Raw genomic sequence first — 18,922 nt, 5'->3', positions numbered from 1 at the left:
GAGTAACGCGTCGTCACCGATCGCAGTATCTGTCCTGGGGGCTCGGCGCTCGTCCGCAGGCCCCACCACCCGGTGTGCCAACTGTCGGGTAACCTGTCCGAGGTAAGCAGGCCCTCGTAGCTCAGGGGATAGAGCACCGCTCTCCTAATGTAAGCGTCGCAGCCTCGAACTCTGGCCGTCGGCGCAGTTCAGCGAGGTACGTCGGAGCTGCCCACCCCGCCATGACCCGAAACGTGACCCGAAATTTCAAATATCATCGGGGCATGAGCACGGCACAGACGACGGCGGTATCGACACGAGGGAAGCGCACTCGCGGTGGTCGGGGCGCCCGACGCAACCGGTCGCGCGGGTCCATCGACCGCCTGTCCAGCGGATCGCTGCGAGTGCGCGTCGACGCCGGAGTGGACCCGATCACCGGCAAGCGACACCGGCCAACCGTCATCGTCCCGCCAGGCCCCGACGACGAGCACCAGGCCGAAGTCGCCCTCACTCGCCTGCTCAACGAAGTCGACGAACAACGGCACCCGAAAACGAAAGTCGACATCGCCCACCTGGTGCTCAAGTATCAGGACGAGCGCGATGCTGCGCGCACTACCGTTGAAAAAGACGGCAGCCTGATCAATCGTCATGTGATTCCCTACATCGGCACCAAAAGCGCCACCAAGGACGCGAGGAAAACGATCCGCGCACTCTACAAGGATTGCCAACGGTGCCGACACCATTGCACCAACACGAATTGGATCGAGCACCGGACGCCTCGCAAACATGAGTGCGATGCCCGGTGCCGGAAACACCAGTGCAAGGGCCTCGCCAACAACACCGTCCGCAAGATCCACGCCATCCTGTCCGGCGCATACACCATGGCGATGGCGGAATGGGAGTGGTGGTCGGTCAACCCGATCGACGGACTTGCGCCGCCGTCGTTCGAGAAAACCGACCCGGTCCCGCCGAGCACCACCGAAGCCGCAGCAATCGTGAACGAAGCGTTCCGCCGGGAACTCGCCTGGGGCGTGCTCATCTTCGTCGGCATGATCTCCGGCGCCCGTCGCGGCGAGGTCGTGGCGCTGCGCCGTCGCCACCACGATCCGATCAAGAAGGTCCTGTACCTGCGGGAGGCCATCGCCCAGCTCGACGAAACCAACGAGCTCCTCGAGAAAGGCATCAAGAACGAGATCGCCCGGCACATCGTCCTGGACGACGCCTCGAACCAGCTGCTTATCGACTACTGGGCCACCCTCGACACCGCGGCGGCCGAGGCCGGACACGACCTGGACGACGACGCCTTCTTCTTCTCGCTGGTGCCGGACCACAGCACGCCGCTGAGGCCGCGTTCGGTCACTCAGCGCTACCGCCGGATGACCCGCGCCATGGGTCTCGACACCCAGCTCAAGTGCCTGCGGCACTTCAACGCCACCGAACTGATTGCTGCCGGCGTCGACATCCGGACCGTGGCCGGTCGTCTCGGCCACGGCGGCGGCGGAAGCACGACTCTGCGCTTCTACGCCGCCTGGGCTTCCGAGGCTCACCAGCGGGCCGCCGGCGACCTAGCAGCCCGATTGCCCGAACTCCCTGCCGTGCTCGACCAGGTCGAGCGCGCCAAGACCGCTCCGGAAGCGCCGTTCGAGCGCGTCGCCTCGCGCGTCCGCAGCCGCATCCTCGTCGGCGACCTACCCGATGGCTCTGTCGCTCCGTCAATCAAGGAAATCGCTGACACTTACGAGGTCAGCATCGGCACTGCACACCGCGCAGCCGGTCTCCTCCGGCAGTGGGGCCTGATGTCAGCAGGCGGCAGAGGCAAACGCCCGCTGATCTTGCGCCCCGACCCGCAGCCGCCCACGGCGGCGCCGATCGAGGAGAGACAGCTCGAAACCACGGCTGCGCTGAATACCCTGCCACGGCCGCTCGACCTTGAACTGCTGCACCTCGGCAAGACGGTCAAGGCCTTCACTGCGGAAGCGGACCCCGCAGATGCTGCACAGCTCGCCCGGCTCTTGCGAAGCGCTGTCAGGCGGCAGACAGCCGGAGCCGACGCCGACATCGGCGACTTCGAGCTGGTCGTCCGAATCTCAGGTCAGCCAACCGTCGTCACGGTGTTCGCAAGTCTCTGACTCACAATCCGCCTCAAGACTGCCGGCCAGCTCCAAAGACCACAGTCCAAGTATAATGCCTGGTCAAGGGTGCCCCCGGCAGGAATCGAACCTGCGACACCGGCTTTAGGAGAGCCGTGCTCTATCCCCTGAGCTACGAGGGCTGACTATCGAACCCTAGCATTCGCGGCCTCTATCAACTCAACCAGATCGATCGCCCTACCGGCGGCGTTGCAGTAGCGTGTCCGCCACCGCGACGCGGCCTAGCTAGCTAGTCATCCGAGCGGCGGCGGATCAGGCGGCTGGTGGTCGTGCGTTGGAGGCGGGAAGCCTTGACCATGTGGAACCGCGTGAGTTCTGGGTGCGGCTGCCGGCGACCTACCGCCGGGATCGGTACGCGGCGATCGTCCACGCGGTCGCTGGGGTTTTCGACGGTTGCACCGCCGCCGCGAGCAACAGGCTGGTCGACCGGCGGTGATCAGGAGACGGCGACACCGGCGTGGCCGAATAGAGTGACACCGCTCTGCTGGCGCGATCACGTCGCGAGTGTCGGCCCCCGAACGGATGGTTGTAGTGACAGCTTCAGAAGGGCCGGGTTCGTCCCAGTTGACGGTAGTCGGCTCTGCCGACACCTCCGGCGGTTCGCAAGGAAGGTGGGCACTCGTCACCGACGGCACGGCGCCACTCACCGTGGGTGGGACGGCTGCGGGCGGGTTCGGAGTTGAGGCCGCGAAGTCGTTCCTGGCAGACGAGCCGGCTGGGCGATGGTGGTTCGTCCTGGCCTTCGTCGCAGGGCTTGCGCTCGTAGCCCTGGGGCTGTGGCTGAGGAGCCGAGCACGCCGTCAGGTGCGGGTCGGCATCGTGGTCACGGCGACGGATGCTCGTCGCGGGCTGGCGCGTGCCCAGCAGCTGGACCAGCAGGCGGAGACGTTCAGCCGGAGCACGTGCACGGTAACCCTGAAGATCAGCATCGAGCTGCCCGGTGACGGCGTCTGGGACCGGCAACTGGTCGACGCCCTGGCCGATGAGACGTTGTCGGCCACGACGTTGGCGGAACGCCTGACACCCGACGCCGTCCGGATCAATCTGATCCCGACTATGCCGCTGCATGTCGCGTTCTGGTTCGGCGCCCGGTTGGGGTACACCCACGCTCGCCAGGTCATGGTGCACGCCATCCGCCAGGCAGACGGGGCACCGGCATACTTTCCGGCGACCTCGCTGCGCGCGATCGACTCCAGCACGGAGCCGCTGACCGTCGACAGGCTGGAGGCCGTCGACGAGGGCGACCCGACCAAGGTCGCCCTCGCGCTGGATCTGCAGGGCCGCGGAGACCAGTTCTTCGACCAGGTGGTGGCGGCGTGCCGCCAGCACGGCATCGGCTACCTGCTCCGGCTCCGGAATGCCTCCTCACGGTTGGCCGAGGACAGCTCGACCTTCACCGGTGTGGTGGAGCAGACCTGTCGGGCCTGGCGCGAGGCGCCGCTGCCAGCTGGCGCTCGAACCGGCCAGCACGCGATCTTCCTCAGCGGACCCGTCGCGATCGCGGTAGCGCTCGGTGCTCGGCTCGCGTCGCCGGAGCACGGCCGGTGGACCGCCTTCACGTTCGACGCAGCCAGCAACACCTACGAGCCCTTCCCGGCCCCGGCTTCCGTCTAAGTCCGAGCCAGGACGGAGGAGGCCACCGGCACGGTGTGGGCACGAGCCCGGCCGGAATTGTCGGTGGGGACGGTTACGCTTCTCACGAAGACGCCGTTGGACGGTTGCGACGCTGGTCATGGCCCATCCATGACCCTGGTTGACCTGGACGAGGCGTTCCACGGGTATCCGCAGAGAAAGGGAATCCCCGATGAGCCTCGGCGCGGCGTTCGACGCCTTCCAGAAGCAGGTGGACGCGGATTCGACGCAGGTCAAGGAGGCCCGCGAGCGGCGCGAGACGTTCAAGAGCGCGTTGGGCGCGGAGTCCGACATCGTCGAGGTCTGGGGCTCGGGCTCCTTGCGGCGCAGCACCCACATCGGCCCGAAGATCCACGACCTGGACCTCGTTGTCGTGTTCGACCTGGACGAACGTCCAGGGTGGGGTGAGCCCGGCGACTCGGCCGCCGACGCCCTCGACGTGTTGGGCGGCAAGGTCAACAAGCTGCTCGGCGCCACCAACGGCACCGTGGAGAAGCTGGTCCGCATCGCCAGCCCCCGCAACCACGCGGTCAAGTGCTTCATCGACCTGCCGGATGACGACGATGGGTTCACCGTGGACGCGATGCCCGCGCTCACGTACAACGGCGCCCTGCTCATCCCGGAGAAGAACTCCTCCAACTGGATTTCGGCTAGCCCGCAGTACCTGGTCGAGGAGGTCAAGAAGCGCAACGCGGACTGGGATTACTTCCTGCGCATGGTCCGGGTGCTCAAGGCGTGGCGGAAGCGCGCCGAGGTGGACGGCAAGGTCAAGTCCTTGGCGATGGAGGTCCTCGCCCTGCACTACCTGCCGGGTGGGTTTTCGCGCCCGGAGGCCCTCAAGCGGTTCTTCACGGCGGCGGCGACCGCGGTCGGGAACGGGCCGGTCATGGATCCCGCCGGATTGTGCGGCGAGATCCAGCCCGATCTGGACCGAATCGGCCTGCGCGACTCGCTGCTGAACGCCGCCGACCTCGCCGACCAGGCGTGCGACGCGGCCGACGAAGGCCACACCGACGACGCCAAGAAGCTGTGGCGGGAGGTGTTCGGCACCGACTTCCCGGCGCCGGAGGGTAAGCCCAAGACCAGTCCCGCCCTGATCGTTCCCGCGGTGGCGCCGCGCCCGATCAAGGACGCCCCGCAGGGCTGACCAGACCATGACCGCGCTGCGCGACATCGCGCCGATCAACTGGTGGGACGCAGAACCGGCCCGATTTACACAAGATCGGGACGAGGTCACCGCTCGGTTCCCGCAACTCACCTGGACGCCGGAGGGCGCGGGCGGCTGGGTAGGGCGGATCCCCATGTGGCCCCTGGAGCGGCCCGAGCCCCCCGGTCTGTCGCGCCTGCTCGGCGGCGCGGGCTTGGAGGTCGTCATCGCCTACCGACAGGCGTACCCGATGGTGCCGCCCCGGATCTATCCCGTCGGCCCCCGGCCGCACCCGGTCGAGTGCACCCAGCACCGGTGGCACGTCAACGGCGACGGCAGCCTCTGCCAGTTCCAGACCGACACCGCCTGGGATCCCCGCGACTCGATCTGCGACCTCATCCTGAAGGCCGCGGCCTGGCGAGTGGAATACGCCCTGATGAAGGCCGGAGCGCTGGAGCAGATGACGTTGCACGGGATCGTCAGCGACCCAGAGCTGGACAACCTCATCACCACCACCAGCGAGAAACCCGAGAACGACGGCATCGGGGCGCCGGAGCCGATCGGAACCGCCGAATGACCAGCACACTGCTCCTGCTACCCCGCGACGGGCTGCGCTACCTCACCTCCACCAACGCCGGCCCGTCCGGGACCATCAAGTTCAAACGCTCCGAGTCTGACGACCTCCTGCTGATCAGCTACATCCACACCGCAACGGTCGGCTACCAGCTGACGCTGGAGCCCAAGACCCACCCCATGAATTCCGGACTCCCCGGCGGGGAGGGATTCTGGTACCGGGTACCGGTGGAGCTGCACGGCTGGTGGTACGAAATCACCCGACGCGGTGACCACGTCGGGGTGCCGTTCGACGAGTTCGCCAAGCGGCTCCCTAAGCGGCCCGCCGACCCTGGTGCCATCGGGTACGTCGTGCTGACCTACGCGCCGGACGCAGACGAGCCCCCCTGGGACGAGACACCTGTCTCCCGGCTCGCGGCGTGGTGGGTGACGCGAACAGGAGTGTTCGGCGCCTCGGTGGCCGTCGAGCCGGAAACCACCGGCATCATGCAGCTACATCCCCACTGGCCGGTGGTCGACCTGTCGGCCGTCACGGTCATGGTGGTCGGCATCGGCAGCATCGGCGGAGCAGCAGCCACCGCACTCGCCGGATACGGCGTCGGACGGCTCCTCCTCGTCGACCCCGACCGGCTGATGTGGCACAACCTGGTCCGCCACGTATTACCCCGCCGCTACGTCGGGCACTACAAAGTCGACGCCCTCCGCGAGCACCTCGCCGACCACCGCGGCGACACCGTGATCAACGCGTTCCGATACGACATCGTCGACGACGCCGACCGCATCCGCGGCCTCCTCGACGAGACCAGCATCATCCTCTGCTGCGCCGACGGCGTAGCACCACGACGCACCACCAGCCACCTCGCCCGCCGCGCCAACAAGCCCGCGATCCTGGCCTGCGTCCTCGCCGACGGAGGGATCGGCGAAGTCATCCGACTACGCCCCTGGCCCGACCACGGCTGCCTCCTGTGCCGACGGCAAGCACTCGCCAACCACGGCATCCTCGACCCTGAACCGGCGCTCGAAGCAGGCTACGGCACCGGAACATTGCACCGACCCATGACCGCCGTCGGCTCCGATCTCTTCCTTGTCGGGGACCTCGCCGCCAAACTCACCGTAGCGACCGCCCTGGAAACCACGGGCAACTTCGCGCACCGCCTCCCCGGCGAACACCTCACGATCGGCCTGCAGGCCCGCCGCGGCTGGACCGGTCCGTTCGACCTCGGCTACACCGGCAACATGCGGTGGTCAGCAGCGGCCCCACCGCGAGCCGACTGCCCTACCTGTGGCCTGCCGTGACGCCGCCCATCCCCAACGAGATCATCCTCACCGCGTCGGCCATGTCCGCCATCGGAGACGAAGCTCGTGCCTCAACCGACGGCCTGGAGACCGGCGGCATCCTACTCGGCACGGCGGAACCTGGCGCGATCGTCGTCCGCCACGCCGGACGTCCCGGCCCGGACGCCATCCGACGGCCTGACTTCTTCCAACGCGACCTTCAACACGCGCAAACCCTCGCCAACCAAGCCTTTGCTCTCGATCGCAGCATCTGGATCGGGGAGTGGCACACTCACCTATACACACCACCGCGACCAAGTGCAAGAGACCTCGCGACCTACCAGACTCTCCTCGGCGACCCCGAACTCGCATTCGACTACATTGTCGCAATCATCCTGGACGACGACACGGGGGACTGGCACACACCTCAGCTCACGGCATGGATCGTCACACCCACTGATGCATTCCCCGTTCTCGCGGACAGCGCGCCGAACAGCGAGGCAAAAGATGGCTGACGACCACTCCATTTCGCGTACAGATATTCGACGCACAGATAAAGCTCGCGCCCCGGGTCAGTGCTAATTCTTCTACCCGTCCGCACGACAAGCGCCGCAACTCTTGGGAGATCAACCCGCGCACCCTTGTATGACTGGGTCGCCTGCAGGCGACCCAGAACAGGCGGACGCGCCACCGATTGTCGGTGTCGACCTGCAGTTCGAGCAGCAGTCGCGCGGCCGGTGAAGAGCCCGCGCCGCGACCCCGGCGTCCCCCGGTTACCGCCCGTACCCGTCGACGCCGTCGGCGCCCGACAACACGGTCAGCGTCGTGCGAAGATCGCGCACCGTGCGCGCCAACGGTCCCGCGTGCAAGTACCGCGCTGGCACCGCCGGCCAGTGTCCAGTCAACGGGAACCGGCCGCGGGTCGCTTTCAGGGCGGCCACCCCGGGGCAGTGGGCGGGAGCGCGCACCGAGAACGCCACGTCACTGCCGAGGGCCAATGGCGACATGCCCGCGGCGACGGCCGCCGCCTCTCCACCGCTTGAGCCGCCGGTCGTGCGCTCAAGGTTCCACGGATTCCGGCTGCGTCCGGTGACCGGATTGTTGCTTTCGGTCCAGAACGAGAATTCCGGCAGGTTCGTTTTGGCCACCGGGATCGCACCGGCGGCGATGAGCCTGACGACAGCGGTCGCATTCGTGGCCGGGACGTGGTCGGCGAAGACGCGAGACCCGCGTTTCGTAGCGACGCCTGCGGTGTCGAACGAGTCCTTGATGGGTGAAGGGCACCCCGTGCAGGGGACCGACGTGCTCGCTCCGCTGCACCTCGCGCTCAGCTCGCCGGGTCCCGTCCAGCGCTTGATCGGCCATCAGCGTGACGACCGCGTTCACCGCGGCATTGACCTGGCTGATCGTCCAGGACTCCGTCGAGGCTCGCTGGGACTTTTCCAGCCAGGGCCTCGTCGTCCGTCAGGAGGCCGCTTGCGGCGGCATTCCGACCTTGAACGCGCTGGGGTTGCGTTCCGCAAGAACGTCGTCCTCCGATCCAGCTCCACGTCGGAACGACGCCGCTGGAAACCCCCCGTCGGGACGGTGTGGATCGACCACTCCACCACCTAGCAAGGAGGGCGTCCGTGTCCATCGACACCGCTACCCAGCGGAACAACCTCGTCTCTGCGTACGCCGCCGCGGCAAGGTTGCGCCTCCGCGACTACCGGGGACCCGGGCACGACCGAAACCGGCGAGGATAGACGCCCTCCAGGGACCACCTTCCTCGCCAACCGCTGGCCTCCATCACCTTCGTCGGATAGCGTGAACGTCGTCCACGGACATCCCAGGCTTACGAGCCTCGCCCCTCACGAGGAGCACATGATGATGAAACTGACTGCCTACGAGCGGCGGATCCGGCAAGCCCTGATCACCGCCGCACGACGAGTCGACCATGGCAACACCGACGCCGCGCTCGTGACCTACGGCGAGTTGGACGAACTCGTCCCTTCCAATCAGACCGGCAACTCGAAACCGGGCGTCGGGCACGGCTGGGTCACCCCCATCCGGATCGCGCTCTACCATGTCTCGGCCTACGAGCACCAGTTCGGACGGCCCCTGATCAGCGCTCTCGTTGTCCGCAAGGACGGCCGCTTCCCCGGCGACGGATTCTCCAAACTCGTCGCCCAGATCTGGCCAGAGCAGACGTCCAACGACCAAGCCTTCTGGGAAGACCACGTACGCGCAGTCGTCGAGTTCTGGACTGACGACGACCCCTACCGCGTGCAGGACGCTGCGTTCGGAACGCTTCTGCACGAGCTGGCCGACGTCAAAGGTCGGCTGCGGGCGCTGGAAAAGAAACCTCGATGACCATCGCGTTCGAGTCGGCGCGGGCGCCACATCGAATCTCCTACACGGACGACGCGCCAGCAAATCTCAGGCGGGCATAATGTCGCGGAGTTCTCCTCCCTGCCGCCGGCGATCACCTGCCGGACCGATGTGTTTCTCGGCTATCTCGGCTCGCTCCACATCCAGAAAAGCATGTCCGCGCCGAACGGCAGCGTCGGATCGCTGCCACCGCAGGTTAAGTGCTCGCTGCGTCCGGCAAACTGCAGACCGCGTTCGAGAGCTACGGGCTCCAGTGAGTCACCTGACGCACCACCTGGCCCACGATCGCGATCGCCGCCGGCCGACCCTACGACGCGGCGATCCCGTTCGTCGGCGGAAGAATGCCCAACAGGCCTGCAGGTTGACTACAAGTGACACGGGATCGCAGACGCTCAAAGCACGTACGCTCAATGCCCATGACCAAGCACGGCGACTTAAGGGGCAACAGCAGACGCGACCCATGACGCCAGCAGGCTCCCCTGTCGGTAGTACACATGCTCATAGGCGATCTCCATCTGAACCGTGTTCAGGTAGTCGACGAATACAGCAGGCGCCTCACCCATCCCCAGGTCCGGGGATATCGAAACAAAACAGTCTCGCGCGATAGGCATCCCCGCACCGTTAGAGTCTCCGATGGCCCCCCTGATCTTCGAAAACTTTTTCCCAGTAGCATCGAAGAGATACGTGAAAGCCGGAGCATCCGAAATCAGAAACTCGCTCCCCGGAGGGGAAAACATAACGTTAATCTGAAGAGGAGCGAACGTTCCCCGAATTCGCTCGAAAGCCTCCTCGATGTCTTGACGCTCTAACAGGCCGTCCGAGTTGGCACTTCTCCAGTCGGCGAAGAGGTCGTCCACAACACTTCCCAGCGCCTCGTCGCCGACCGGATATATGCCGTACTTCTTCAAGAAGAGTCGACTCAAAGGTTCTCTGAATCTTGCGACAACATCGGGCTTTAGCTTGCGCTCGACTTTCTTAATACTGGCGGCATGGACTTCAAGATACCTAGGAGAGCGCGCAAGATGCAGAGCAATACAATCCTTTACAACAGTGATCAAATCAGGCTTGTCAAGAATACTACGATCCCTGATGGCTGCCGATACTCGGTGAAGATGATCCTCGACAGAGGACTTCCAGAGCTCCTCCAAGGACCTAGAGGCGTAACGAATGAAATTTGGTATCTTTCCACATCCACCAATACCAAGCGCACGCAACTCCCGACGGGCTCGAACATTGTAAGGAATGAGCGCATCGCCGCCGTTCGAATCTTTAGAGCTAAAGTTCTTCAACACTGCCCGCGAGACTATGTGCTGGTTCCTCACCAACTGACTTTGCTGAAGGACCAATGCTGCTCGCTGCTGCGCCAAATCCGCAGGGGACCGACGAGGCGGGAAAGTCCAGCCGCTCATGCCTCATTGTCGCACACTGCCTGTCAGCGCCTGTAGCCAAATTGGCTGACTCGGACACATGCCGGACGCCGCCGTGGTCGGTCAACTAGGGTAGGCCGGTTGTTGTAGTGCACTCCGCAACGACTTAAGTTCCGGATGAGCTCGTCGTTCTGCGTTGTACTACCAGCTGCACCTTCTCGACGGCCAGCTCCTTGACCACCGAGGCCACGCACCTCGGGGCCTCGGTCGGGTTCTAACGGTCGGCCAAGGCGTCGGCTAGCTCGCGTTGATCTCGCTTGTCGCGACCTGTCCCTTGGCACGAACGCGGACGTAGAACTCGTCCTTGATATTGATGTACCGGCTGTCAGCACGTGATACTACTCTCCTGCCTCGGAGGCAAGGCCACCACGGTAGGTGCGGCGTCTGTGCCCGATCGGCACCGGTTCGCTCCATGACAAAGCGTCCCCGTTTGAAGTCGGGTCCGAATCGCGGTTGACATCTCGTGCTAGGGTCCGTCCTGCGTCACGAGCGACGCATCGTCGGAACCGTCATCGCCCGGCACATGACGGCGCCCCACGGAACGGCTGGACAGCCGAAGCCGCACACCCCATTCGTCGCGTCGTCGTCGTGGACTGCCGATCGACCTTGTTGCGCCTTGCCGGGCAGGCAGAACGAGGTGACGTTATGTCCTGGACAGACGAGCTCATCCGCCGTCGCCGCATGCTTACCGGCGAGTCCCAGCAGATCGCGACTGAGTCCGTGCGACCAAACCTCGCCGCACTTCCAGCTGCCGAACTCTCGCGCCTGCGCATCCTGACGGAAAGTCCGATCGTGCCGGCACCTTATGGTCCCGAAGCTCCAGTGGTTTGGCGCGCGACCGTGCTGCCTGACGCCACCGACCAGTCGCAAATCGATCTCGAAGCGGCTCTGCTCGACGCGATATCTCGCGCCGTCCACCATCTGCACACCCATCCCGAAGGCAGCCTGAATCGGCCTGCCGTCGTGGTCCAATCCGTCACTCCATTGTCAGACGGTCTGAAGCTGCGGTTGAATCCCGTCGCCGTTGCGCCGCTGCTGTACGAGGCGATGCCGTATGAGGCTGAGGACGCCCTGTGGGGGATCCCCGGTCTGCGGGCCCACACGCATCGGCGATCGACCGAGCTGTACCTCGTCGACGCACCACACACGCGGGTCGAACTTTTGGGAGTCGACAAAACGGCATGGCGCGCAGCGCATGCCTACCGCGCATCGCGCAACCGCGAGCTCGAGCACGGTCTGTGCCTGGCCGACGCCGCACCGGACCGGCTCAGCCCGCAGGAAGAGAAGTCGCTGTCCGCCTACGTGCGTGCATTCGGGCCGGCGGAGATGGCCAGCGGTGTCCTGCGGAGGATCGGCATCCTCAACGGGACGCTCTGGATTCAAACTTGGCCGACCGGCTGCTCCAGCTTCAACATCGAGTGGCCGGGTCACACGCCGCTCCGGCCTAGTGTCAGCCGGGCGCTCGCGGATCCTCTATTCGGGTTATCCGCAGCCGAGATCGCTACAGCACCGGATCTGAAGTTCTCGCACGCGAATCGCCGCTGTGAGCACCACGGAGACCTCTGCAGTACCCACCACCTGCGATTCAGATTCACCGAGCTCCCCTCCGAGTCTGACGACTCGAGCATCTCCATCGGCCTCAAAGCCGGCGCTCGGCCGGAATGGGACGCTTGGAGTCACGCGCTCGGCGCCGCTACTGTCGGCGCATGAGTCTCGGCGGCCAGCGTTTCCTGCCAGCGGGTCGTGCGTGCTAGAGGCCATCTCGCCGGGCGGGAACCGTCGGACGTCCCGACATTCAGCGAGCCGCTGGTAGGTGGTGCTGGCAGCAGCGCATAGCGTTGCCAGAGCCGCGGCCATCACGGCGAGGACCTTACGGGGTGGTCTCACGTGCGGGTCGTTCGTCGGCGTGCCATGGGGCGGCGGAATCGGCGAGGGTGTCCAACAGCAGCTGACACATCCGGAGTTTCGCGGGCCAGTTGCTGGGCCAGCCTCTTGGCGTAAGCCGACGGTGCGGTCGGGGCGGTGGTGGTGATCGCGGCGTAGAGCTGCATTCCCTTCGACCCGGACGTCTTCGCGAACGCGGTGAGCCCATCGGCGTCGAGCAGCACGCGAAGCCGTTCGGCGACCCGGCAGCAGTCCACGATCGAGTCCTGGGCCCGGGGTCGAGGTCGAACACCAGCCGGTCCGGCGGGCGCCGCCCACCGGTGGTCTCGATCTGCCATTGCGGGACGCGCAGCTCGAGCGCGGCCATATTCGCCGCCCACACAAGCGCCGGCAGCTCCTCCAGCAGCGCGTAGGTGATGGTGCCTTCACCGCGGCCGGATCGAGAGCCGGTGCTGGGTAGCGCGACGGTGGGCAGCCAGTCCGGCGCGCCGTTTGGCACGTTTTTCTCGAAGAACTGCTGCTTGCCCTCGCCGACGCCGTCGGGGAACCGGGTGAACGTGACCGGCCGGCCGGCGACATGCGGCAGTAGGACGTCAGCGACGTGGGAGTAGTAGTTGACTGTTGACCGGACTACGACGCGTCCTGGCCAGTAGCCCGTTCTTCCAGCAGAGGTCGCAGAGCCTGTTCTTCAACCGGTAGACCTGCTCTGGTGAGTCACAAGATCTCCGCCAGGCCAGGCCGCTACATGATCGCGAGCAGACGGGTCACCGCTGAACCGAAGGTGTGCCAGTCGACCGCGAGCCGGTATCGTCGCCGACCGCGGCCCAGCCCGCGGGGCCTGCAGGAACTTGGGTGTGACCGGTAACGACGGGCGGTGCGCCGCGTTGAGTTTTGCAGTTTCTTGGCTGCCTGCTCCGATGCGCCGGCCGAGCCAACGAGTGCAGGTCGAGGATGCCGCTGTCGACGCGGATCACGCGTACCCCTGGCGTTCCGCGCCATCTGCTGCAGTCGGCGTAGAAAGGGCCTCATATCGGCTCGCCGCTTGCGTAGCGCAGTCGAGGTTACGTCCCGAGGTCTTGGAGTGACTACGGGAGCGCTCAGTCAGCTCAATGACGAGTGATGTAAATGTCAACCCTGCGCTCTTCGACGCCTAGCCCACTCACTGTCAAAGGGTGCTCAAATCCACGTCCGACAATCATCAATTGACTCTTGGGGACACCCAGGTCAATCAGTAGATCGGCGACTGCCTGAGCGCGTTGGAGACTAAGCTTGTATGCCGACTCGGCCTTCCCTATCCGGGCAGCGTGCCCCTCGATTACGACATGATCGTTGTGTTCGATTACATTTGCGGCGGCGAGAACCAATTCCCTTCCCTTAGAGGTCAGATCAGGGCGATCAGCGAGGAACAGGGGCGACAATCTGATCGACACTCTGGACCCTGCGCAAGTTTCGCATGTCATTGGAACAGGTGCAGGCAGAGTTAGTTGCACACCTGCTTGTGGAAGTTGACTACCCGCCCCTCCCTTCTCAGGCCAAGGAGTCGTGCCGGAAATATATGTGATTAGAGTCAACGTAGCCAAGGCGGCACCAGATGCAGCTATAAATCTCCTCTGCCTAGCGCTCACGTGAGAAATGCTCGCGATCCAGATTCTTAAGACCCTAGAAGTAGTCGCACCGAATGTGTGCGCAAATTTTTCCATAAAGATGACTGACTCAAGTTTGACACTTGAACGAGCGGTAAGGTATTCCGCTTGCGCAGTTTCTGGCGGGCGTGGCGCAGACGTAAGAGTGGCACCTGAAAAAATCGCTTTAAGATTGGCAGAATGACGGGCTTCTTCCTCGCTGGTCACCGTACATTCATGACGATGCAATCGCTCCAGCTGCTGGTCAAGTTCATCCTCGGAGATCGCCACCCGACGATTTCGTCGAACGAAAAAGATAGCCACGGTTGTGCCTATCAACACTCCGAAGAAAACAATGAGCGTCAGAATCATCCCTGTTCATCTTCCTTTGCGCGTCTTGCGGGAAGCAAAAATTCACCTTCGGGGCATCGCCGGAAGGTTGTGGTCATAAGTTTTGCATTCGACACACTGGCGGTCGTCGACCCATATTGCTCGACGCAAAGAGCTACTGCTCACGCGGGCGAACCTCTTTCAATAGTGGTACCCTTTCTGCCTTTATGACTCTGAACGGCGTGGCGACCCATCAATCGCCGTAGTTTACTGCGAGCTCGAGATAGTTCCTCAGCAACAGAAGTCTTCTCAATATTAAGAACCGTCGCAATATTTGCATTGCTCAGGCCTTCTACGTTCAATCTGATAATGTAGCGTTGCTGCGGTGAGAGCTTTCTGATTGCTTCACTGGTTGCCAGGAGTTCAAAGCAGTAGTCTAGGTCTGTCTCTTGACGTTGATTCGAGGACTTCGCGAAGTTGCGTTGAGTGACAGCTCGGCGCACCATCGAGACATGTTTGTTGTGTACGATCTTAAATGCAAACGTTAGTCGCTGCCCTTCCTGAATGTCGTCCCACTTTTCGAACAATACTTTCATCGCTTCCGCTGCCATATCCTCCGCGTCGTGATGACAATGCGTCAGTGTTCGTCCAAATCGACCAAGTGCCGCGATGTTTTTCTTATAGAAAGCGGAAAACTCCGCCTCGCGGTGCGAGGCGGAGTCCTGGCGCGGCTGCGCATCGGTCACCGTGTGACGTCGACCTGCTGGCTGGGAATCTGAGCAGACCATCCTCGCAGGTCAACTTCGATCGTTCCTCCCGTGGCGGCGAGCCGATCAAGCGCGGAGTTGATCGTCGCGCGCCGAGATCTCTCGCGCAACACCTCGGCGACAATCGACGCGCTACGCACAGGCGCACTGGACGCCCAGATGTTCTCGTCCATAATCTCGATCCTGACCTTTCGTGGGTGAACGAGCGCTCTGTGCCTCGACGCTCACAATGAAGTCGTCTAAGTGATCGCATTATTGAGCAAGGTGTGACCTAAGCCACATTATCCGCGTGCCGAGTGGCCCTCGAGTGCTCAGCGCGGGGGTTGGGCTATCACTTCGGAAGGATCGCCGGGCGCAAGGCATCATCGCTGAGCTAAAGTTTGACGCCTCGGCCGCTAATCCAGTGAATGATCACTTCGCCCTTGGTGAAGCCGACGGATACAGCTGCTTGTCGAGGTTGGACAGGGTGAGGCGCCGGTTCCCGGCCTGCACGGTGACCTTCGACCCCAGCAGTGCCGGCGTCGCCGCAGTCGGGCCTGGCTCGTCCGCGCGCGGTGCCGGCCGCTGACCGGGCGATGGGATGGTTTCGGCGTCGACGCGTTCACGGGCACGTGGGGCCAGGACGTCGGCGGGTTCGCGGTCCTCGCGCAGGCCGCGCCAGGCGGTGTGGCGCAGCCGACCGGCGCCGCGGGTGAACTGGCGGAACACCACCTCGCCGACGAGCTCAGGCTGCACCCAGTGGGCGCGGACGGTGTCTTCACGCGGCGGGGTCACGGCGAAGGGGTGCCGACGCTGCTCAATGGCTTCCAGGCGGGTGAGCAGCTGTGCTCGGGCGGTCTCAGTGAAGCCGGTGCCTTTACCGGACTAAGCTTAATCGTGCCGCGCACCACCACTCGCGGCCGAGTCTTCACCAAGAAGGCCAATAGAGCGCCGGTCGAGCACCTCCTATTAGGGTGTTAGGAGGGCATGTGACGCGCAGATGTTGAGGTCTCGGTATGGTCATCATTGCTATTTGCTCGAGTTTTCGCCTGCTGCGGGTTTCAGTTGTGCAGCGAGGTACTCGAACGAGCTCGCGAAGTTGGGTTCGCGCCGCGCTATGCGGCGTAAGCGGGCGGCGCCCGCGGCACACTGGGTGGCCGTACCGGTCCGGGCGGCCAACGCCATCGCCGTCTGCGCGCTCACAGGGGGTTTCTCGTCGGTCGACGATTCGGTCGCGGAAAGGGCGGCGCGCGCTGCGAGCAGGTAGGGGCCCGTAAATGGTAGCTGGAGCAGTTCTGGGGCAGCGCGGAGGAGGTCGTCCAGCAGTCCCGTGTCAAGGCATTCGAGGTGGTGCATTGCTTGGTCGGTGGCGAGCAGTGGGTCGACGACCGCGTCGTAAATGTCGTCGATCGACCTGCTCGCTGACTGTTGGATGAGCCGCAGGATGCCGAGATGCTGGCTGGCCACCGGGTGCTCGCTGGCGGATTCCAGAACGGTTAGCGTGCGTGGATCTGCGATCAGATCGGGGTGTTCCTTCAGAAATGCACGTGATCCTTCCCAGGTTGGTACGGTGAGCCAGGCGTGCAGGTCGGTCGCGTGAGTTTGCGCGGCGCGGTAGGTGGCCAGAGTGTCGTCTAGTCCCCGGGTGCGCACCTGATCCAGGAGGTCGTGCAGGTCGGCGAGGGTGTCAGCTTCTGGGTATAGGAAGCGGGCCAACGCAATGTTGGCCTGTCCAGAGCTGGTGAGCAAAGTGGTGTAGTTGTCGCGGACGAATGACTCGCGCGCGTCCCAATCGCGGCTATTGAGCCACCGATTCAGGATAACTACGAGTGGTTCGGATGCGTCAGTGATCGCCCAGGTCGGCAGCCGCGACCGGAAGTCCTCGGAGTCGGGCAGCATTTCCAGCACTTCGCCAACCGTCTCCCGGACTTTGCGGCGGGCAGCGCCACTGCGGTCGGGAAGGTCAGGCTCGGCGGCAGTCGATGCGGCCAATCTCAGATCGTCGAGGACATCATCGATCTCTGCTGGATCTGCAGCAGCGCGGACATCGATTCCTCGTAGACGCCACCGGGACCGCATGGCGATCAACTCGGCTCGCGGTCCCGCGGTGAACTCGCGCCATACGTCCGGAAAGGCCGCCAGGGCGCCGGCGCGGTCACCGGCCTCACTCCGCTGATTGGCTTGGTCGTTCAGCGACGCGGCGAGGTCGGGTAGGAACGCAGCGGGGTTCTCCTCAGCCAGCCGGCGCTGCAGGGCGACGGCTTCGTCGATCGCGGCCAAGGCGCCCGGGCGGTCACCAACCTCAATCCTCCCGGCGGCTTGGTTGTTCAGCGACTTGGCGAGGTTCGGTGCGAACGCGGCCGGGTTGTCCTCAGCCAGCCGGCGGTAGTGTGTGACGGCTTCGTCGATCGCAGCCAAGGCGCCCGGGCGGTCACCAACCTCAATCCTCGTGGCGGCTTGATTGTTCAGCGACGCGGCGAGGCTGGGAAGGAAGGCTGCCGGGTTGTCCTCGGCCAGTTGGCGCTGCAGGGCGACGGCTTCGTCGATGGCGGTCAGGGCGTCGGTGCTGTCACCAACCTCATTCCGCCGGTTGGCTTGATTGTTCAGCGACATGGCGAGGTTGGATAGGAACGCGGCCGGGTTGTCCTCAGCCAGCCGGCGCAGCAAGGCGACGGCCTCGTCGATGGCGGTCAGGGCGTCGGCGCTATCACCAACCTCACTCCGCCGGTTGCCTTGGCTATTCAGCGACATGGCGAGGTCTGGCAGGAACGGGACCGGGTTGTCCTCAGCCAGCCGGCGGTAGTGTGTGACGGCTTCGTCGATCGCAGCCAAGGCGCCCGAGTGGTCACCAACCTCACCCCGCATGGCGGCTTGGCTGTTCAGCGACTTGGCGAGGTCGGGAAGGAAGGCTGCCGGGTTGTCCTCGGCCAGTTGGCGCTGCAGGGCGACGGCTTCGTCGATGGCGGTCAGGGCGCCCGCGCGGTCTCCAATCTCACTCCGCCGGTTGGCTTGGTTATTCAGCGCCGCGGCGAGGTTGGACGCGGACGCGGCCGGGTTGTCCTCGGCCAGTTGGCGCTGCAGGGCGACGGCTTCGTCGATGGCGGTCAGGGCGCCCGCGCGGTCTCCAATCTCACTCCGCCGGTTGGCTTGGTTATTCAGCGCCGAGGCGAGGTTGGACGCGAACGCGGCCGGATTGTCCTCAGCCAGCTTGCGGTAGTGTGCGACGGCTTCGTCGATCGCAGCCAAGGAGCCGGCACGGTCACCAACCGCACTTCGCATACCAGCTTGGTTGTTCAGCGATCTGGCGAGGTCGGGCAGGAACGTGGCCGGACTGCTCCCGGCCAGCTGGTGCCGCAGGGCGACGGCCTCGTCGATCGCGGCCAGGGCGCCCGCGCGGTCACCAACCGCACGTCGCATAATAGCTTGATTGTTTAGCGCCGCGGCGAGTTCGGGCAGGAACGCGGCCGGGTTGTCCTCGGCCAGCTGGCGGTAGTGTGTGACGGCTTCGTCGATCGCAGCCAATGCGCCCGCGCGGTCACCAATCACACTCCTCGTGGCAGCTTGGTTGCTCAGCGACGCGGCGAGGTCGTGCGCGAACGCGGCGGGGTTGTCCTCGGTCAGCCGGCGGTAGTGTGTGACGGCTTCGTCGATCGCAGCCAATGCGCCCGCGCGGTCACCAACCTCAATCCTCGCCGCAGCTTGGTTGCTCAGCGACTTGGCGAGGTCGGGCAGGAACGCGGCGGGGTTGTCCTCGGTCAGCCGGCGGTAGTGTGTGACGGCTTCGTCG

Annotated in this window: 14 protein-coding genes, 1 tRNA gene and 3 pseudogenes; 9 read left to right on the top strand and 9 right to left on the bottom strand. The window is 64.6% G+C overall.

Annotated elements, in window-relative coordinates:
* The first annotated feature begins 263 nt into the window (after nucleotides 1–263).
* Nucleotides 264–2,108: a tyrosine-type recombinase/integrase gene (locus ACWEVN_RS26525; protein ID WP_452053095.1), complete on the top strand. Its 1,845-nt coding sequence runs from the start codon at nucleotides 264–266 to the stop codon at nucleotides 2,106–2,108.
* Nucleotides 2,109–2,178: 70 nt separating this feature from the next.
* On the opposite strand, the gene ACWEVN_RS26520 is transcribed toward ACWEVN_RS26525, so the two are convergent.
* A tRNA-Arg gene (locus ACWEVN_RS26520) sits at nucleotides 2,179–2,251 on the bottom strand.
* Nucleotides 2,252–2,427: 176 nt separating this feature from the next.
* Here ACWEVN_RS26520 and ACWEVN_RS26515 point away from each other — a divergent pair.
* From ACWEVN_RS26515 to ACWEVN_RS26490, 6 genes are all read left to right on the top strand, one after another.
* Nucleotides 2,428–2,565 carry a hypothetical protein gene (locus ACWEVN_RS26515; RefSeq protein WP_452053094.1) on the top strand — a complete coding sequence of 46 codons (138 nt, stop codon included), beginning with the start codon at nucleotides 2,428–2,430 and terminating at the stop codon, nucleotides 2,563–2,565.
* Nucleotides 2,566–2,651: 86 nt separating this feature from the next.
* Nucleotides 2,652–3,743 (top strand): SAVED domain-containing protein, encoded by a 1,092-nt coding sequence (locus ACWEVN_RS26510; RefSeq protein WP_452053100.1) that lies wholly within the window; start codon nucleotides 2,652–2,654, stop codon nucleotides 3,741–3,743.
* Nucleotides 3,744–3,933: 190 nt separating this feature from the next.
* Nucleotides 3,934–4,908 (top strand): SMODS domain-containing nucleotidyltransferase, encoded by a 975-nt coding sequence (locus tag ACWEVN_RS26505; RefSeq protein ID WP_452053093.1) that lies wholly within the window; start codon nucleotides 3,934–3,936, stop codon nucleotides 4,906–4,908.
* 7 nt (nucleotides 4,909–4,915) lie between these two features.
* Nucleotides 4,916–5,485, top strand: coding sequence for a hypothetical protein (locus tag ACWEVN_RS26500; protein ID WP_452053092.1), 570 nt, complete (start codon nucleotides 4,916–4,918; stop codon nucleotides 5,483–5,485).
* Nucleotides 5,482–6,777, top strand: a complete 1,296-nt coding sequence (locus ACWEVN_RS26495; protein WP_452053091.1) for a ThiF family adenylyltransferase — start codon at nucleotides 5,482–5,484, stop codon at nucleotides 6,775–6,777. The genes ACWEVN_RS26500 and ACWEVN_RS26495 overlap by 4 nt, the downstream gene beginning before the upstream one ends.
* Nucleotides 6,774–7,271, top strand: coding sequence for a Mov34/MPN/PAD-1 family protein (locus ACWEVN_RS26490; RefSeq protein ID WP_452053090.1), 498 nt, complete (start codon nucleotides 6,774–6,776; stop codon nucleotides 7,269–7,271). Before ACWEVN_RS26495 ends, ACWEVN_RS26490 begins: the two co-directional genes overlap by 4 nt.
* A gap of 258 nt (nucleotides 7,272–7,529) precedes the next feature.
* Here ACWEVN_RS26490 and ACWEVN_RS26485 read toward each other — a convergent pair whose 3' ends face one another.
* Nucleotides 7,530–8,027, bottom strand: coding sequence for an amidase family protein (locus tag ACWEVN_RS26485; RefSeq protein WP_452053099.1), 498 nt, complete (start codon nucleotides 8,025–8,027; stop codon nucleotides 7,530–7,532).
* A gap of 592 nt (nucleotides 8,028–8,619) precedes the next feature.
* Between ACWEVN_RS26485 and ACWEVN_RS26480 the strand changes: the two genes are divergently transcribed.
* On the top strand, nucleotides 8,620–9,108 hold the full coding sequence (locus ACWEVN_RS26480; protein WP_452053089.1) for a hypothetical protein: 489 nt from the start codon (nucleotides 8,620–8,622) through the stop codon (nucleotides 9,106–9,108).
* A gap of 452 nt (nucleotides 9,109–9,560) precedes the next feature.
* On the opposite strand, the gene ACWEVN_RS26475 is transcribed toward ACWEVN_RS26480, so the two are convergent.
* Nucleotides 9,561–10,448: a DUF4238 domain-containing protein gene (locus ACWEVN_RS26475; protein ID WP_452053088.1), complete on the bottom strand. Its 888-nt coding sequence runs from the start codon at nucleotides 10,446–10,448 to the stop codon at nucleotides 9,561–9,563.
* 750 nt (nucleotides 10,449–11,198) lie between these two features.
* Here ACWEVN_RS26475 and ACWEVN_RS26470 point away from each other — a divergent pair.
* On the top strand, nucleotides 11,199–12,263 hold the full coding sequence (locus ACWEVN_RS26470) for a hypothetical protein (protein ID WP_452053087.1): 1,065 nt from the start codon (nucleotides 11,199–11,201) through the stop codon (nucleotides 12,261–12,263).
* A 173-nt stretch (nucleotides 12,264–12,436) separates the two neighbouring features.
* Here the strand turns inward: ACWEVN_RS26470 and ligD are convergent.
* The 6 genes and pseudogenes from ligD to ACWEVN_RS26440 all read right to left on the bottom strand — a co-directional run.
* Nucleotides 12,437–13,044, bottom strand: a pseudogene (gene ligD, locus ACWEVN_RS26465) (non-homologous end-joining DNA ligase LigD); the annotation flags it as partial.
* A 499-nt stretch (nucleotides 13,045–13,543) separates the two neighbouring features.
* Nucleotides 13,544–14,431, bottom strand: a complete 888-nt coding sequence (locus tag ACWEVN_RS26460; protein ID WP_452053086.1) for an OmpA family protein — start codon at nucleotides 14,429–14,431, stop codon at nucleotides 13,544–13,546.
* 140 nt (nucleotides 14,432–14,571) lie between these two features.
* The gene (locus ACWEVN_RS26455; protein WP_452053085.1) at nucleotides 14,572–15,135 is read right to left on the bottom strand and encodes an RNA polymerase sigma factor; all 564 of its coding nucleotides are present in this window, start codon (nucleotides 15,133–15,135) and stop codon (nucleotides 14,572–14,574) included.
* On the bottom strand, nucleotides 15,132–15,329 hold the full coding sequence (locus ACWEVN_RS26450) for a hypothetical protein (protein ID WP_452053084.1): 198 nt from the start codon (nucleotides 15,327–15,329) through the stop codon (nucleotides 15,132–15,134). The genes ACWEVN_RS26455 and ACWEVN_RS26450 overlap by 4 nt, the downstream gene beginning before the upstream one ends.
* Nucleotides 15,330–15,556: 227 nt before the next feature.
* A pseudogene (locus ACWEVN_RS26445) lies at nucleotides 15,557–16,011 on the bottom strand (ATP dependent DNA ligase); the annotation flags it as partial.
* 153 nt (nucleotides 16,012–16,164) lie between these two features.
* Nucleotides 16,165–18,922 (bottom strand): annotated as a pseudogene (locus ACWEVN_RS26440) (hypothetical protein); the annotation flags it as partial.

Source organism: Amycolatopsis sp. NPDC003861, from assembly GCF_053605405.1.
The sequence above is the reverse complement of the archived record's forward strand: the minus strand, read 5'-3'. Positions and strand labels throughout refer to the sequence as shown.